General features: G+C 66.8%; 12 protein-coding genes. 8 read left to right on the top strand and 4 right to left on the bottom strand.

Annotated features, from left to right (window positions below; all coding sequences use genetic code 11):
• Positions 1 to 80 precede the first annotated feature (80 nt).
• Positions 81 to 2,873 (top strand): bifunctional [glutamate--ammonia ligase]-adenylyl-L-tyrosine phosphorylase/[glutamate--ammonia-ligase] adenylyltransferase, encoded by a 2,793-nt coding sequence (gene glnE, locus V8683_RS16240; protein WP_411186968.1) that lies wholly within the window; start codon positions 81 to 83, stop codon positions 2,871 to 2,873.
• 48 nt (positions 2,874 to 2,921) lie between these two features.
• Here glnE and recN read toward each other — a convergent pair whose 3' ends face one another.
• Both recN and V8683_RS16230 read right to left on the bottom strand, forming a co-directional pair.
• Entirely contained in the window at positions 2,922 to 4,580 is a 1,659-nt protein-coding gene (gene recN, locus V8683_RS16235; protein ID WP_411186966.1) for a DNA repair protein RecN, read from the bottom strand.
• 59 nt (positions 4,581 to 4,639) lie between these two features.
• On the bottom strand, positions 4,640 to 5,554 hold the full coding sequence (locus tag V8683_RS16230; RefSeq protein ID WP_411186964.1) for an NAD kinase: 915 nt from the start codon (positions 5,552 to 5,554) through the stop codon (positions 4,640 to 4,642).
• A 213-nt stretch (positions 5,555 to 5,767) separates the two neighbouring features.
• On the opposite strand from V8683_RS16230, the gene hrcA reads away from it, so the two are divergent.
• The 3 genes from hrcA to V8683_RS16215 all read left to right on the top strand — a co-directional run bounded on the left by hrcA (position 5,768) and on the right by V8683_RS16215 (position 8,445).
• The gene (gene hrcA, locus V8683_RS16225) at positions 5,768 to 6,787 is read left to right on the top strand and encodes a heat-inducible transcriptional repressor HrcA (protein WP_411186962.1); all 1,020 of its coding nucleotides are present in this window, start codon (positions 5,768 to 5,770) and stop codon (positions 6,785 to 6,787) included.
• A gap of 151 nt (positions 6,788 to 6,938) precedes the next feature.
• Positions 6,939 to 8,006 (top strand): ferrochelatase, encoded by a 1,068-nt coding sequence (gene hemH, locus V8683_RS16220; RefSeq protein WP_411186960.1) that lies wholly within the window; start codon positions 6,939 to 6,941, stop codon positions 8,004 to 8,006.
• Between the two features lie 31 nt (positions 8,007 to 8,037).
• The gene (locus V8683_RS16215; RefSeq protein WP_411186958.1) at positions 8,038 to 8,445 is read left to right on the top strand and encodes an RNA-binding S4 domain-containing protein; all 408 of its coding nucleotides are present in this window, start codon (positions 8,038 to 8,040) and stop codon (positions 8,443 to 8,445) included.
• Here the strand turns inward: V8683_RS16215 and V8683_RS16210 are convergent.
• A complete protein-coding gene (locus V8683_RS16210; protein WP_169740126.1) occupies positions 8,417 to 8,578 on the bottom strand; it encodes a hypothetical protein in 162 nt (53 codons plus the stop codon). The two genes, V8683_RS16215 and V8683_RS16210, sit on opposite strands and share 29 nt — an antisense overlap.
• A gap of 363 nt (positions 8,579 to 8,941) precedes the next feature.
• Between V8683_RS16210 and grpE the strand changes: the two genes are divergently transcribed.
• The 4 genes from grpE to pabB all read left to right on the top strand — a co-directional run bounded on the left by grpE (position 8,942) and on the right by pabB (position 15,057).
• Positions 8,942 to 9,508, top strand: a complete 567-nt coding sequence (grpE, locus tag V8683_RS16205; RefSeq protein WP_411186956.1) for a nucleotide exchange factor GrpE — start codon at positions 8,942 to 8,944, stop codon at positions 9,506 to 9,508.
• Between the two features lie 196 nt (positions 9,509 to 9,704).
• Complete coding sequence (gene dnaK / locus V8683_RS16200; RefSeq protein ID WP_411186954.1) at positions 9,705 to 11,651, top strand: molecular chaperone DnaK; 1,947 nt, start codon at positions 9,705 to 9,707, stop codon at positions 11,649 to 11,651.
• 323 nt (positions 11,652 to 11,974) lie between these two features.
• Positions 11,975 to 13,108: a molecular chaperone DnaJ gene (gene dnaJ / locus V8683_RS16195; protein WP_411186952.1), complete on the top strand. Its 1,134-nt coding sequence runs from the start codon at positions 11,975 to 11,977 to the stop codon at positions 13,106 to 13,108.
• Between the two features lie 65 nt (positions 13,109 to 13,173).
• Complete coding sequence (gene pabB / locus V8683_RS16190; protein ID WP_411186950.1) at positions 13,174 to 15,057, top strand: aminodeoxychorismate synthase component I; 1,884 nt, start codon at positions 13,174 to 13,176, stop codon at positions 15,055 to 15,057.
• Positions 15,058 to 15,135: 78 nt separating this feature from the next.
• Here pabB and panB read toward each other — a convergent pair whose 3' ends face one another.
• The gene (panB, locus tag V8683_RS16185) at positions 15,136 to 15,954 is read right to left on the bottom strand and encodes a 3-methyl-2-oxobutanoate hydroxymethyltransferase (protein ID WP_411186948.1); all 819 of its coding nucleotides are present in this window, start codon (positions 15,952 to 15,954) and stop codon (positions 15,136 to 15,138) included.
• Positions 15,955 to 16,012 lie beyond the last annotated feature (58 nt).

Below are 16,012 nucleotides of genomic sequence, written 5' to 3'. Positions count from 1 at the left end.
CGGCATCGGCCATCCGGAGAAGCCTCGATGGCCCGCAAAATGCATGCCGCCGGTGCTGCACCCCAGCGAGCCAGGCCTTCATGATCGACGACATTCCCCTCCTCAGTTCCCGCTACTCTCGTTATGCCGCGCGCGCTTACGCGGCCCGCCCGGACCTCCCGGCGCAGGTCGAGGCGCTCGCCGCCGGACCGGTCACGCGCGAGCGTATCGCCGCCCGGCTGGAGGCGCTCTGTGCCCAGGCGGGCGGTGCGGCGCTTACCGACGATCAGTTGAAGAAGGCGTTGCGCCAGCTGCGCGTGGAGGTGATCTGCGCGGTCATGGAGCGCGATCTTGCGCGCGTGGCCGACGTGGCCGAAGTCACCGGCACGATGACCGATCTCGCCGAAGTCGCGATCCAGCGCGCGCTGGCGGTGGTCACGGCCGACCTCGAAGCACTCTTCGGCGAGCCGCGCGGCCCGAGCGGCGAACGCCTCACGCTCGGCGTGGTGGGCATGGGCAAGCTCGGGGGGCGCGAGCTCAACGTTTCATCGGACATCGATCTGATCTTCGTCTACGAGGACGACGGCGAGACCGCGGGCGGCCAGCGCTCGCCCATCGCGACGCAGGACTTCTTCACGCGCGTGGGCAAGCGGCTGATCGGCGCCTTGAGCGACGTGACCGCCGACGGTTTCGTCTTCCGCGTGGACATGCGGCTGCGCCCGAACGGCGACTCGGGGCCGCTCGTGGGCAGCCTCGGCATGCTCGAAGAATATTTCTACGTGCAGGGCCGCGAATGGGAGCGCTATGCGTGGATCAAGGGGCGGCTCGTTTCGGAGTCCGATAGCGAGAGCGCGCGGCGGCTTGCCTCGCAGCTCGACGCGCTCGTGAAGCCGTTCGTCTACCGGCGCTATCTCGACTTCGGCGTGATCGCCGCGATCCGCTCGCTGCACGTGCAGATCCGCCAGGAAGCGCAGCGCCGCGCCCACATGCGCCCCGACAAGGCCGACGACATCAAGCTCGGGCGCGGCGGCATCCGCGAGATCGAATTCAGCGCGCAGGTGTTCCAGTTGATTCGCGGCGGCCAGGACGCGGGCTTTCGCGTGCGGCCGACGCTCTCGGTGCTCGGCTATGCGGCGGCGCGCGGGCTGATCGCGCCGGAGGTCTGCACGGACCTGACGCGCGCCTATCAATTCCTGCGCGAACTCGAGCATTGCCTGCAGTATCGCGACGACGCGCAGACCCACGCGATGCCGGTCGATCCGGCCGAGCGCGTGGCGCTGGCGGGCGCGATGGGTTTCGCCGACTATGCCGCGCTGATGAAGACGCTCGACGCGCACCGCGACAAGGTGGAGCGCCAGTTCGACCAGATCTTCGCCGACAAGGTCAACGGCGACGGCGGTTGTGCGGCGCGCGAAGACGGCGCGGCTGCGTGGGTGTGGAGCACCGCGCTGGCGGAGGAGGGCGCCGACGACGAACTGCTCGCGCGCCTGCACGACCTGGGCATCGACGACCCGGGGCCGCTGCTCGCGCGCCTGCGCGGGCTGTGGCAGTCCTCGCGCTATACGGGGTTGCCCGAAAAGAGCCGCCAGCGCTTCGACAGCGTGGCGCAGCGCGCGCTGGAGGCCGCGCGCACGCTGGAGACGCGCGCGCACCGCGGCGACACGCTCGCGCGCATGTTCGACCTGCTCGAAGCGGTGATCCGGCGCGGCGCCTATCTCGCGCTGCTCTGCGAGTATCCGGACGCGCTCGATCGCGTGCTGAAGGTGCTGGGCACGTCGCGCTGGGCGGCGGGCTATTTGATCCGCCATCCGCAACTGCTCGACGAACTGCTCGACGACGAGGCCATCGCCACGCCGTTCGACTGGCCCGAGTTCTCGCGCCTGTTGCGCGCGCGCCTGGCGGCCGCGGCCGATATGGAGCAGCAGATGGACCTGCTGCGCCACGCGCATCAGGCCGAAGTGTTCCGCATTCTGCTCAACGACCTGGCGGGCCGCCTCTCGGTCGAACATGTGAGCGACCGGCTCTCCGAGCTCGCGGACGCCGTGCTCGACGTGACCATCGAAACGGTCTGGAAGCAATTCGCGAAGCGCCACCGCGAGGTGCCGCGCTTCGCGGCGATTGCCTACGGCAAGCTGGGCGGCAAGGAACTCGGCTACGCCTCGGACCTGGACCTGATCTTTCTGTACGACGACGAGGACGAAAGCGCCGCCGAGATCTACGCGACGTTCGCGCGGCGCCTCATCACGTGGCTCACGACGGCCACGGGCGCGGGCACGCTGTTCGACGTCGATCTGCGCCTGCGGCCGAACGGCGAGTCGGGGCTGCTAGTCACCGATCTCGACTCGTTCCGCCGCTACCAGCTGCGCGAGGGCGACGCGGCGAACACGGCGTGGGTCTGGGAGCACCAGGCGCTCACGCGCGCGCGCTTTTCGGCGGGCGATGCGGCGATCGGCAACGCCTTCGAGGCGATCCGCGTGCAGGTGCTCACTACGCCGCGCGATGCTGCGCCGCTCGCGAAGGAGATCGTCGAGATGCGCCAGCGCGTGGAGGACGGCCATCCCAACCGGACCGAACTCTTCGACCTCAAGCACGACCGCGGCGGCATGGTCGATATCGAGTTTCTCGTGCAGTACTGGGTGCTGCTGCATGCGGCCGAGGACCCCGAACTGATCCGCAACACAGGGAACATCGCGCTCCTGCGCGAGGTGTCGCGCTTCGGCCTCATGAGCGAGGAGGAGGCCGATACGATCGGCTCGGCGTACCGGCTCTATCGCAAGCTGCAGCACCAGTTGCGGCTGGACGGGATGGAGACGGCGCGCGTGGCGCCCGAGCGGGTGGCGGCGCAGCGCGAAGCGGTGCTGGCGCTGTGGCGGCGGGTGTTTGAGCGGGGGTGAGGCTGGCGGCGAGGTGGTGCTGGCTACCCGTTTAGCGTCGCGGCATGCTCACGCCGCCAGCATCTCCTTCGCATGCCTGCGGGTGGTGGCCGTGATTTCGAGCCCGCCCAGCATGCGGGCCACTTCCTCGATGCGGCCGGGCTTGTCCAGCGGGGTGACGGCCGAAAGCGTGCCGCCGTTGCCGTCGCTCGCCTTCGAAACCTGGAAGTGATGATCGCCGCGTGCCGCCACCTGCGGCAGGTGCGTGACGCACAGCACCTGGCGCTCGCCGCCGAGCTGATGCAGCAGCCGGCCCACCACTTCCGCCACGCCGCCGCCTATGCCGGTGTCGACTTCGTCGAAGATCAGCGTGGGTGTTGGGCTCGCGGCGCTCGCGATCACGGCGAGCGCGAGGCTGATGCGCGCGAGCTCGCCGCCCGAAGCGATCTTCGCGAGCGGCCGCAACGGCACGCCCGCATGACCCGCGACGCGGAATTCGATCTGCTCCAGCCCGTGCGCGCCACCTTCCGCAAGCGGCACGAGCGCGACTTCGAAGCTGCCGCCCGCCATCGAAAGCTCCTGCATCCCCTGCGTGACCGCCACCCCAAGCGCCTTCGCCGCTTTTGCGCGGGCCTTGGAAAGCTGCTTCGCTTCGGCGAGATACGCCTCGTAGGCGCGGTCGGCGGCGGCGCGCAGGCTGTCGAGGTCCGCGGCGGCGTCGAGCGTGGCGAGTTGCGCGCGCCGCGCCGCGTGTTCTTCGGGCATCGTCCCGGGCTGCAGGCGGAACTTGCGGGCCGTCGAATGCAGCGCGTCGAGACGCTTTTCCACCTGGGCGAGCCGGTCGGGATCGAGTTCGAGCCGCTGCGCGTAGTGCGACAGCGAGTACGCCGCTTCCTGAAGCTGGATCGCCGCCGGTTCGAGCGCGGCGAGCGCGTCGCCTAGCGCCGGGTCGATTTCCGCCAGGTCGCGCAGCTTCGAGACGATGCTGTTCAGATGCGAAAGCATCGCCTCGTCGGATTCGGAGAGTGCGGTAAGCGCGCCCTGCACGCCGTCGATCAGGTTCGCCGAATGCGTGAGGCGCCGGTGTTCCGTGTTGATCTCTTCCCACTCGCCCGGCTGCGGCGCGAGCTTGTCGAGCTCCGCGAGCTGCCACGCGAGGCGCTCGCGTTCGAGCTGCAGTTCGCGGTCGCGCGACTGGGCGGTTTCCACGGCCTGGCGGGCGTCGCGCACCGTGCGCCACGCGCGGGTGACGGCGGCGGCGAGCTCGGTCAGGCCCGCATGCGTGTCGAAGAGCTCGCGCTGGGCGTCGGGACGCATCAGTAGCTGATGCGCGTGCTGGCCGTGGATGTCCACGAGCATCTCGCCAACCTCGCGCAGCTGCGTGAGCGTGGCCGGCGTGCCGTTGATGAACGCGCGCGAGCGGCCGCCGCCATCCACCACGCGGCGCAGCATCACGGTGTTTTCGCCGTCGGGGCTCGCGAGCGCCTGGTCGTCGAGCCATGAGGCGACGTGCGGCGGGACATCGAATTCGGCGGTGATGTCGGCACGGGTCTCGCCGGTGCGCACGACGCCTGCGTCGGCGCGGGCGCCGAGCGTCAGCGCGAGCGCGTCGATCAGGATCGACTTGCCCGCACCGGTCTCGCCGGAGAAAACGGAAAAGCCGTTGTCGAATTCGAGGTCGAGCGCCGCGACGATCACGAAGTCGCGAATCGAGAGATGGCGGAGCATGGAGTTTGGCTGCCTGCGGTTGGCGTGCGGTCGGAAAGATGAGCGGGCGCGCGGCGCGGTCAGCCTTCGGGATCGTCCTGAGGGATCGACGGATGCTCGTTCCAGTGCAGCTTCTTGCGCAGCGTCGCGTAATAGCTGTAGCCGACCGGATGCAGGAAGGGCACGGTATGGCGCGAGCGGCGCACTTCGATCACGTCGCCGAGTTCGAGCGAGGTGAACGACTGCATGTCGAAGTTCACGTTGACGTCGCGGCCCGCCACGATCTGAATGCTGACCTTGCAATCGTCGGGCAGCACGATCGGGCGGTTCGAGAGCGCGTGCGGCGCGATCGGCACGAGCACGAGGCCCTGCAGTTGCGGATGCAGGATCGGCCCCTGCGAGGAGAGCGCGTAGGCGGTCGAGCCCGTGGGCGTTGCGACGATCAGCCCGTCGGAGCGCTGGTTGTACATGAAGCGGCCGTCCACGTGCACGCGCAGCTCGGCCATGCCGGAGAAGCCGCTGCGGTTCACGACCACGTCGTTGAAGGCGAGCGCGTGATAGATCGGGTCGCCGTCGCGGGTGATGCGCGATTCCAGCAGCGTGCGCTCCTCGCGCTCGAACGAGCCGGCGAGCAGTTGCGGCACGATCTCCTGCATGTCCGAGAACGGGATGTCGGTGATGAACCCGAGCCGCCCGTGGTTGATGCCGATCAGCGGCGTGCGGTAGGGTGCGAGCTGGCGTCCGATGCCGAGCATCGTGCCGTCGCCGCCGAGCACGACCGCGACGTCCGCGCGCGCGCCGATCTCGGCGGCCTGGAGCGCGGGGTAGCCGGCGGCGCCGATCTCGTGGGCCGTCTGAGCCTCGAACACCACGTCGAAGCCCAGCTTCGAGATGGTCTGCGCGAGCGACATCAGCGGCTCGCCGATACCTTGCGTGTTGCTCCGGCCGACTAGCGCGACGGTCTTGAACTGGCTCTGGATCTTCTGGATTCGCATGCCGGCATTACACCATAGTCAGATCGTGAAAAGAACCTGGCGGTCCCCGGGAAGGCCGGACGGCGGTGCTTTGCGCATTTCCCGATAGAATCGGTGACGCGGTGATGACAACGCCGCGCGCCGCGCGCGGATGCCGCAAAAGCCTCGGAGCTCCGTTTCGCGCGAGCGGAGCGCACTCGCGGCCCGGCGGCCATTAGGCTAGAATTTTCAGTCATGCTAGATCCCCGCGCACAAACCCTCCTCAAGACGCTGATCGAGCGCTACATCGCCGAAGGCCAGCCGGTCGGCTCGCGCACGCTGTCGCGCTATTCCGGTCTGGAACTGAGCCCGGCGACGATCCGCAACGTCATGTCGGATCTGGAGGAGCTGGGACTCGTATCCAGCCCGCACACCTCGGCGGGACGCGTGCCCACCCCGCGCGGCTATCGCCTCTTCGTGGACACGATGCTTACCGTCGAGTCCGCCGCCGACGAAGAAGCGGTCACGCAGGCGGTCAAGACCACCCTGCGCCCCGGCGAGACGCAGAAAGTGGTGGCCGCGGCCGCCAGCGTGCTGTCCAATCTCACGCAGTTCGCGGGGGTGGTGCTGACGCCGCGCCGCAGCCACGTGTTCAAGCAGATCGAGTTCATGCGCCTTTCCGCCAGGCGAATCCTGCTCATCATCGTGACGCCCGAAGGCGACGTGCAGAATCGCATCATGGCGACGCAGCGCGATTTCTCGCCCTCCGAGCTCATCGAAGCCTCCAATTACATCAACGCGCATTTCGCAGGCCTCTCGTTCGACGAGGTGCGCCAGCGGCTGCGCGACGAAATCGACGCGCTGCGCGGCGACATGACCACGCTGATGCACGCCGCCGTGACGGCGAGCACCGACGAGTCCGACGTCGGTGAAACCGTGCTCATTTCGGGCGAGCGCAATTTGCTCGAAGTGGCCGACCTTTCGTCGGACATGGCGCGGCTGCGCAAGCTCTTCGACGTGTTCGACCAGAAGACGAGCCTCCTGCAACTGCTCGACGTATCGAGCCACGCACAGGGCGTGCAGATCTTCATTGGCGGCGAGTCGAATCTGGTGCCGATCGAGGAAATGAGCGTCGTGACCGCGCCGTACGAGGTCAACGGCAAGATCGTGGGCACGCTCGGCGTGATCGGCCCGACGCGCATGGCGTACAACCGCGTGATTCCCATCGTCGACATTACCGCGCGCCTCCTTTCGCTCACGCTCAGCCAGAACTGAGCCGCTCACGTTTTCATCATGGAGCAAACGCGCGCGGCGCGCCATTGGCCGAATGGCCGGCTGGGCGCGCACGACCCGGCCGCTATAATGGTTCCCTTGTGCAACCGTTGCTGCGCTCGATGGACTTGAGGCGCGGCGCAAGTCTTCGCCTATGCGTTTCGATCTGGAGCGGCCGCTGCAGTCCGCCGGCGCGCATCGCGTCGCCGTGCTGCTGATCAATCTGGGCACGCCCGACGCGCCCACGCCGCGCGCGGTGCGTCGCTATCTGGCGCAGTTTCTTTCCGACCCGCGCGTGGTCGAGATTCCTGCGCCCGTCTGGCAGGTCATCCTGCGCACGCTGATCCTGCCGCTGCGCGGACGCTCGTCGGCGAAGAAGTATGCGGCGGTCTGGACGCCCGAAGGCTCGCCGCTGCGCGTGCACACGCAAAAGCAGACCGACGGCCTGCGCCACCTGCTGCATGCGAACGACTATGCGGTCATCGTCGATTACGCCATGCGCTACGGCACGCCCGACATGCTCTCGGTGCTCCGGCAGCTCAAGCTGTCGGGCGCAGAGCGCATTCTGCTCGTGCCGATGTATCCGCAGTACTCCGCCTCGACCACGGCTACGGCATTCGACGCCGCGTTCGCCGCGCTCGGCCGCATGCGCAACCAGCCGGAAATCCGCACGGTGCGCGCGTATCACGACCATCCGGCCTACATCGCGGCGCTCGCGGCGCAGGTCCAGCAGTACTGGCAGGCGCACGGCCGGCCCGACTTCGCCGCGGGCGACCGCCTCGTGCTGAGCTTTCACGGTGTGCCTAGCCGCACGCTCGACCTTGGCGATCCGTATCACGACCAATGCCAGCAGACGGCATCGCTCCTCATGCACGCGCTCGAACTGACGCCGGTGGAATGCCGCGTCACGTTCCAGTCGCGCTTTGGCCGGGCGCAGTGGCTGCAGCCCTACACGGCGCCGACGCTGCGCGAACTCGGGCAGGGCGGCGTGCGGCGCGCCGACGTGTTCTGTCCCGGTTTTACGGCAGACTGCCTCGAAACGATCGAGGAAATCGGCATGGAAGTGCGCGACGAATTTTTGCATGGGGGCGGCAAGGCGTTTCACCGCATTCCCTGTCTGAACTCGTCGCCGGCGTGGATCGCCGCTCTCGGCGAAATCGTCGCCCAGAACCTGCAGGGCTGGCCGGTGCGGGCCGCGTCCCCGGCCGGCGCGCTCGCCTGAATCCGGCTCGGACGCTCTTCATCTTCATCGTATGAACTACAAGATCTCGACCGACCCGTCCGCGCGCCTGCGCATCGACAAGTGGCTATGGGCCGCCCGGTTCTTCAAGACCCGCTCGCTCGCGGCGGACGCCGTCGGCAAGGGGCACGTGCGCATCGGCGGCGCGGTGGTGAAGGCGTCGAAAGAGGCGCGCGTGGGCGAACTCGTCGAAATCGAGATCGACCATGTGCTCTGGGAGGTCGAGGTGCTGGGTTTGTGCGACGTGCGCGGCCCGGCTAGCGTCGCGCAAACCCTCTACGCGGAAACGCAGGCAGGGCGCGAGCGGCGCACAGCGGAGCAGGAGCGCAGGCGGCTCTTTCGCGAGCCCGCGGCGGTGCTGCACGGACGGCCGACGAAGCGCGACCGACGCACTATCGACAAACTTGGGCGTGAGGGTTGAACAGCGCTTCCATGGCGGCATGAACGCCGCCATATTCGGTCGTGTTGTCGGTTACGGCGCCCGACATGCAGATGGTGGTGGTTCCGGCAATGAGTACCAGCGCGACCACCGATATTGCAAAGGTCAGTTTCACGGTACTCCCCCGGGAGAAATGCACGGCGAAAACGGCCAGCTCGGTGTTGGGTACGGGTCTCAGACGCACTTGCAGGGTCAGGGTAAACGTGGTCCGAGCAGTACCTGTTCCTGAGTGTAGGTCAGGCGAGCGGCGCACTCAATTTCATTTTTGCGGCGCCGCAGTAATGGTTGTAACGGCCAGTTTCCCAAGTCTGAAAAATTGTAAAAAAGCCGCAAAAAACCCTTGAAATCGGCAATCCGGCACCCAAGTGCAGTCGCAACATGCAAAGCGGGTGTCGTGCCGGAGCAACATGGTGCGAACTACCGGGCAGGGTGCCCGGGGCTTTGCTCCTTTTTTGATTATCCAACCACGTTCAGCGACATGGAAAACACGCAAGAGAACCCGACGAGCCAGAATCCCACGCCCGCGGACGAGGCGTCGCAAACCGGCGCGCCGGCGCAGCCCGAAGCGGCTGCTGCAGAGTCGGCGCAGGGCGGCGTGGACGCTGCGCTGGCCGAAGCGCAGGCGAAGATCGCCGAGTTGCAGGATGCGTTCGTCCGCGCGAAGGCGGAAACCGAGAACGTGCGCCGTCGCGGCCAGGAAGATGTCCAGAAGGCACACAAGTTTGCCATCGAGAGTTTCGCCGAGCACCTGCTGCCGGTCGTGGACAGCCTCGAAGCGGCCGTCACGCATAGCTCGGACGACCTCGCGAAGGTGCGCGAGGGCGTCGAACTGACGCTGCGGCAACTCGCCGGCGCCCTCGAAAAAGGCAAGGTGCTGGCTATCAACCCGGTGGGCGAGAAGTTCGACCCGCATCGCCACCAGGCCATTTCGATGGTGCCGTCGGAGCAGGAGGCGAACACTGTCGTCGCCGTGCTGCAGAAGGGCTACGTGATTGCCGACCGCGTGCTGCGTCCGGCGCTCGTCACGGTCTCCCAGCCGAAGTAAGCGAGATGAAAGTGTTCACGCCGAACCGTCCCGGTTGCGGCGTGGCGATTGAAAAAAATTAATAACCGGATAGCGCCCAGGGTCTTGAAAACGCCTCAGTGGCACTTATTTGGGCAGCAGTTCCGGATTAAAGCGAACGGGCAGCGCAAAGCGCAGGCGCCGTTCGCACAGCGACCAATTATTGGAGATTAGCTAAATGGGCAAAATCATCGGCATCGACCTCGGCACCACGAACTCGTGCGTGGCGCTGATGGAAGGCAACCAGGTCAAGGTGATCGAAAACTCGGAAGGCGCCCGTACGACGCCGTCGATCATCGCCTACATGGACGACAACGAAGTGCTGGTCGGCGCGCCGGCCAAGCGCCAGTCGGTCACCAACCCGAAGAACACGCTGTACGCCGTCAAGCGCCTGATCGGCCGCCGCTTCGAAGAAAAGGAAGTGCAGAAGGACATCGGCCTGATGCCCTACAAGATCGTCAAGCACGACAACGGCGACGCGTGGGTCGAAGCCCACGGCACGAAGCTCGCGCCGTCGCAGGTTTCGGCCGAAGTGCTGCGCAAGATGAAGAAGACCGCTGAAGACTACCTCGGCGAGCCGGTCACCGAAGCCGTGATCACGGTTCCCGCGTACTTCAACGACAGCCAGCGTCAGGCCACCAAGGACGCCGGCCGCATCGCCGGTCTGGAAGTCAAGCGCATCATCAACGAACCGACGGCAGCCGCACTGGCTTTCGGCCTCGACAAGGCCGAAAAGGGCGACCGCAAGATCGCCGTGTTCGACCTGGGCGGCGGCACGTTCGACATCTCGATCATCGAAATCGCGGACGTTGACGGCGAAATGCAGTTCGAAGTGCTCTCGACGAACGGCGACACGTTCCTCGGCGGCGAAGACTTCGACCAACGCATCATCGACTACATCATTGGCGAGTTCAAGAAGGAGCAGGGCGTCGACCTTTCGAAGGACGTGCTCGCGCTGCAACGCCTGAAGGAAGCCGCTGAAAAGGCCAAGATCGAACTGTCGTCGGGCCAGCAGACCGAAATCAACCTGCCGTACATCACGGCGGACGCCTCGGGTCCGAAGCACTTGAACCTGAAGATCACGCGCGCCAAGCTGGAAGCGCTCGTGGAAGACCTGATCGAGCGCACCATCGAGCCGTGCCGCGTGGCCATCAAGGACGCGGGCGTGAAGGTCAGCGACATCGACGACGTGATTCTCGTCGGCGGCCAGACGCGTATGCCGAAGGTGCAGGAGAAGGTGAAGGAGTTCTTCGGCAAGGACCCGCGCCGCGACGTGAACCCGGACGAAGCCGTGGCCGTTGGCGCCGCGATTCAAGGCCAGGTTCTGTCGGGCGACCGCAAGGACGTGCTGCTGCTCGACGTCACCCCGCTCTCGCTCGGTATCGAGACGCTCGGCGGCGTGATGACGAAGATGATCAACAAGAACACCACGATCCCGACGAAGCACGCTCAGGTGTACTCGACGGCGGACGACAGCCAGTCGGCCGTGACGATCAAGGTGTTCCAGGGCGAGCGCGAAATGGCAGCGGGCAACAAGCTGCTGGGCGAGTTCAACCTGGAAGGCATTCCGCCCGCACCGCGCGGCGTGCCGCAGATCGAAGTGACCTTCGACATCGACGCGAACGGCATCCTGCACGTGGGCGCGAAGGACAAGGCCACCGGCAAGGAAAACAAGATCACCATCAAGGCGAACTCGGGTCTTTCGGAAGCCGAAATCGAGAAGATGGTGAAGGACGCCGAAGCGAACGCGGAAGAAGATCACCGTCTGCGTGAGCTGGCCGATGCGCGCAACCAGGGCGATGCCCTCGTTCACAGCACGAAGAAGGCCGTGGCCGAATACGGCGACAAGATCGAAGCCAGCGAGAAGGAAGCGATCGAAGCCGCGCTGAAGGACCTCGAAGAAACGCTGAAGAGCTCGTCGGCCGACAAGGCGACGATCGAGGCGAAGGTCGAGGCGCTGTCCACCGCTTCGCAGAAACTCGGCGAAAAGATGTACGCCGACATGCAGGCGCAGCAGGCAGGCGCGGCAGCAGGCGCCGCGGGCGCAGGCGCGGAGCAGGCCAGTGCGCAGAACAGCGCCGACGACGTGGTCGACGCCGAGTTCAAGGAAGTCAAGAAGGACTAAGTTGTTCGGTCCGTACCCGCGCCGGGCGGGTCGCGGCGGCGAACCGGGGCCTCGCACGAGGTCCGCGCCGCGGCGGGAATGTTCGGCGCAGGATGGCCGCATCGGTTACGATGCGGGCAGCATTGCTTAACGCCTGGCGAGCCTTTTTGGCTCTCCGGGCACATTTGTTTTATGGAGGCCGTTCCCGACAGGGGCCGCTGGACGCGTCGCAGCAGGGTGCAACGGCGTTTCCGGTGGTGAACGGGACGGCAAACGGGTCACGAGATCCAGCATTCATGAGGAGCCGGCCGCACGAGCGCGTGCGGGACCGGCGTTGAACCGATATGGCGAAACGGGATTACTACGAGGTTCTGGGCGTCGCGAAGAACGCGAGCGACGACGAAATCAAGAAGGCGTATCGCAAGCTGGCGATGAAGTACCACCCCGACCGCAATCCGGACAACAAGGATGCGGAAGAGCATTTCAAAGAGGTGAAGGAAGCCTATGAAATGCTGTCGGACTCGCAAAAGCGTGCGGCCTACGACCAGTACGGGCACGCGGGCGTCGATCCGAACATGGGCGGCGCGGGTGCGCAGGGCTTCGGCGGTTTCGCGGACGCATTCGGCGATATTTTCGGCGACATCTTCGGCCAGACGGCAGGCGCCCGCGGCGGCGCGCGCAGCGGCCCGCAGGTGTATCGCGGCGCGGATCTGCGCTACAGCATGGAAATCACGCTGGAGCAGGCCGCGCACGGCTACGAGACGCAGATTCGCGTGCCGGGCTGGAGCAGTTGCGAGGTCTGCCACGGCTCGGGCGCGAAGCCCGGCACCAAAGCGGAAAGCTGCCCGACCTGCCACGGCTCGGGTTCGGTGCGCATGTCGCAGGGCTTCTTCAGCATTCAGCAGACCTGCCCGAAGTGCCACGGCACGGGGTCGTACATTCCCGAGCCCTGCACGAACTGCCACGGCGCGGGCAAGGTGAAGGAAACCAAGACGCTCGAAGTGAAGATCCCGGCGGGCATCGACGACGGCATGCGCATCCGCTCGGCCGGCAATGGCGAGCCGGGTATCAACGGCGGACCGGCGGGCGATCTCTACGTCGAGATCCATATCAAGTCGCACCCGGTGTTCGAGCGCGACGGCGACGACCTGCACTGCCAGATGCCGATTCCGTTCACCACGGCGGCGCTGGGCGGCGAGATCGAAGTGCCGACGCTCGCGGGCCGCGCGACCTTCCCGGTGCCCGAGGGCACGCAGTCGGGCAAGACGTTCCGCCTGCGCGGCAAGGGCATCAAGGGGCTGCGTTCGAGCATCGCCGGCGATCTGTACGTGCACGTGCAGGTCGAAACGCCGGTCAAGCTCACCGACCAGCAGCGCGATCTGCTCCAGCAGTTCGAGAAGTCGCTCGTGGAGGGTGGTTCGCGCCACAGCCCGCAGAGCAAGAGCTGGTTCGACCGCGTGAAGAGCTTCTTCGACTGAGCGGGTGATACGCCGGTGGCGGGTAAGTAACGTACGCGCCGCCGGCCTTGCAGCAGGTAGCGTTTATGGCAGTGAATGACGGCGGCGCGGTGTTCGCGCTGCTCGACGATGGCGATTCGACGCCCGCGCGCCGCACGAGTCGCCTCTATACGGGGTTCGCGCGCGAGCGCGTGTGCAGCCGGGCGCAGGATCTCGACGCGGTATGCCGCACGGTGGAAGGCGACCTGCGCGCGGGGCTGCATGCTGTCGTGCTCGGCGATTACGATTTCGGGCGCGATCTGCAGTTCGCGAAGCAGGCGAGCGGCGCCTCTGACGATACTTTGGGAACGCAGCACGGCCAGGCCGCGCTGCGTTTTTTATTGTTCGAGCGTTGCGAGCGGTTTTCGCGCGACGAAGCCGGTGCCTGGCTGGCGGCGCGCGAAGGTGCCGAGACCCCGGCGCCAGCCGGCATCGCGGGCGTCGTGCCCGGCGTCGACCGCGACCAGTTCGAACGCGGCATCGAGGCCGTGCACGCGGCGCTGCGTGCGGGCGATTCCTATCAGATCAACTACACGTACCGGCTGCAATTCGAGGCATTCGGGCCGCCGGTCGCGCTCTATCGGCGCCTGCGCGAGCGGCAGCGCGTTCCGTTCGGCGCATTGATCGCGTTGCCGGGCGACCGCTGGGTGTTGTCCTGCTCGCCCGAATTGTTCGTCGAGAAACGGGGCGATACGCTGCGCGCGCGCCCCATGAAGGGCACGGCGGCGCGCTCGCCGGATCCGGTCGATGACCTGGCCGCTGCGCAGTTTCTCGCCAACGACCCCAAGAATCGCGCCGAAAACGTGATGATCGTCGATCTGCTGCGCAACGATCTCTCGCGTGTCGCGCAGACCGGTTCGGTGCGCGTGCCCGCGCTCTTCAGCGTGGAGTCTTACGCGTCGGTCTGGCAGATGACTTCGACGGTCGAGGCGAAGGTGCGCGAGCGCACGTCGTTTGCTGGGATCATGCGCGCGCTCTTTCCCTGCGGCTCGATCACGGGCGCGCCCAAGCACCGTACGATGGAGCTGATCGACGCGATCGAGCATGGTCCACGCGGCCTCTATACCGGGACGATCGGCTGGCTTGACGCAGCGAAGGGCGACGACGCCTGCGGCGACTTCTGCCTTTCGGTCGTGATCCGCACCTTGACGCTCGATGCGCCCGCGGTGCCGGCCGGGCTGCGGCGCGGCGAGATGGGCGTGGGCGCGGGCATCGTGCTCGACAGCGTCGCCGCCGACGAATACGAGGAGACACGTTTGAAAGCCCGCTTCCTGACCGGCGCCGACCCCGGCCTCGAACTGTTCGAAACGATGTACGCGACGCGTGCGGAGGGCGTGCGCCATCTGGAGCGTCATCTCGCCCGGCTGGCGGCGGGCGCTGCGTGGCTAGGCTTCGCGTGCGATACCGACGACTTGCGCGCGCGCTTGGCCGAGACCTGCGCCGCGTTCCCCGATGGCGTCGCGCACCGCCTGCGCGCCGCCCTTGGCAAGGACGGCGCGGTGCAGCTGACCGGCGCGCCGCTTGCGCCGCTGCCGGAAGGGCCCGTGGGCGTGATGCTCGCGCCCGACCGCGGCTTCGCGCCGGTGGCTTCCGCCGATGCGTTTCTGCTGCGCAAGACCACGCGCCGCGCCGGGTTCGACCGTGCGTGGCGCGAGGCCGAGGCGCAGGGAGGCTTCGACATGCTGTTCTTCAACGAGCGTGGCGAGCTGACCGAAGGCGGGCGCTCGAACGTGTTCGTGAAGCGGGACGGAACGTGGTGGACGCCGCCGCTTTCCGCGGGCGTATTGCCGGGCGTGATGCGCGGCGTTTTGCTCGACGACGAAACGTTCGGTGCGAAAGAGCGCGTATTGATCCGCGAAGACGTGCTGCGGGCCGAAGCGCTGCTGCTGACGAACGCGCTGCGTGGCGCGCTTCCCGCGCGGCTGATCTGACGCCGATGCAGGCGTCACCATGAAAGAAGGGCGCGGCGCCGCATGGCCCGCGCCCTTCGTCTTCAGGGTCGCCTGCTGTTACTGAAACGCGTGCTCGGGCCCCGGGAACGAGCCGTCTTTCACCGCTTTCACATACGCGCCAACGGCGGCTTCGATGCTCGGCTGGCCCTGCATGAAATCTTTCACGAATTTCGGCCGCTTGCCGGGGAAGATGCCGAGCATGTCGTGCAGCACGAGCACCTGGCCCGAGCAGTCCACGCCGGCGCCGATGCCGATCGTCGGAATGCGCAACTGCTTCGTGACCGTCGCGCCGAGCGCCGAAGGCACGGCCTCGATCACCACGAGCTGCGCGCCCGCCGCCTCCAGCGCCTGCGCGTCGCGCACCATCTGCGCCGCGCCGCTCTCGGTCTTGCCCTGCACCTTGAAACCGCCAAAGGCATGCACCGACTGCGGCGTGAGGCCGATATGGGCGCACACGGGCACGGCGCGTTCGACCAGCATCTTCACCGTGGGTGCAAGCCATTCGCCGCCTTCGATCTTCACCATCTGCGCGCCTGCGCGCATCAGCTTGACCGAGCTGGCGAACGCGTCTTCGGGCGTGCCGAAGGTGCCGAACGGCAGGTCGGCGACGATCAGCGCGGACGGCTGCGCGCGCGCGACGCAAGCCGTGTGATAGGCGATTTCGTCCAGCGAGACGGGCAGCGTCGTCGTCTGGCCTTGCAGCACGTTGCCGAGCGAGTCGCCGATCAGCAGCACGTCGACGCCCGCGCGGTCGCATAGCGACGAGAAGCTCGCGTCGTAGCACGTGAGCATGGCGATCTTTTCGCCGGCGTCGCGCATGGCCTGGAGTTTGGGCACGGTCACGGCGCTGCGGCTCGTTTCCTGCAGGTAAGTCATGAGGGAATCCGTCTGGAAAGGAAAACGGGAAGGGGCCGCTGCTTTGGCGTCGACCTGG

The sequence above is a fragment of the Paraburkholderia sp. AV2 genome (assembly GCF_054968425.1).
This window is presented reverse-complemented; position numbering and strand designations above follow the sequence as displayed.

Coding starts and splice junctions, on each gene's coding strand:
- glnE (WP_411186968.1), top strand. CDS start 81: ATGATCGACGACATTCCCCTCCTCAGTTCCCGCTACTCTCGTTATGCC.
- recN (WP_411186966.1), bottom strand. CDS start 4,580: ATGCTCCGCCATCTCTCGATTCGCGACTTCGTGATCGTCGCGGCGCTC.
- V8683_RS16230 (WP_411186964.1), bottom strand. CDS start 5,554: ATGCGAATCCAGAAGATCCAGAGCCAGTTCAAGACCGTCGCGCTAGTC.
- hrcA (WP_411186962.1), top strand. CDS start 5,768: ATGCTAGATCCCCGCGCACAAACCCTCCTCAAGACGCTGATCGAGCGC.
- hemH (WP_411186960.1), top strand. CDS start 6,939: ATGCGTTTCGATCTGGAGCGGCCGCTGCAGTCCGCCGGCGCGCATCGC.
- V8683_RS16215 (WP_411186958.1), top strand. CDS start 8,038: ATGAACTACAAGATCTCGACCGACCCGTCCGCGCGCCTGCGCATCGAC.
- grpE (WP_411186956.1), top strand. CDS start 8,942: ATGGAAAACACGCAAGAGAACCCGACGAGCCAGAATCCCACGCCCGCG.
- dnaK (WP_411186954.1), top strand. CDS start 9,705: ATGGGCAAAATCATCGGCATCGACCTCGGCACCACGAACTCGTGCGTG.
- dnaJ (WP_411186952.1), top strand. CDS start 11,975: ATGGCGAAACGGGATTACTACGAGGTTCTGGGCGTCGCGAAGAACGCG.
- pabB (WP_411186950.1), top strand. CDS start 13,174: ATGGCAGTGAATGACGGCGGCGCGGTGTTCGCGCTGCTCGACGATGGC.
- panB (WP_411186948.1), bottom strand. CDS start 15,954: ATGACTTACCTGCAGGAAACGAGCCGCAGCGCCGTGACCGTGCCCAAA.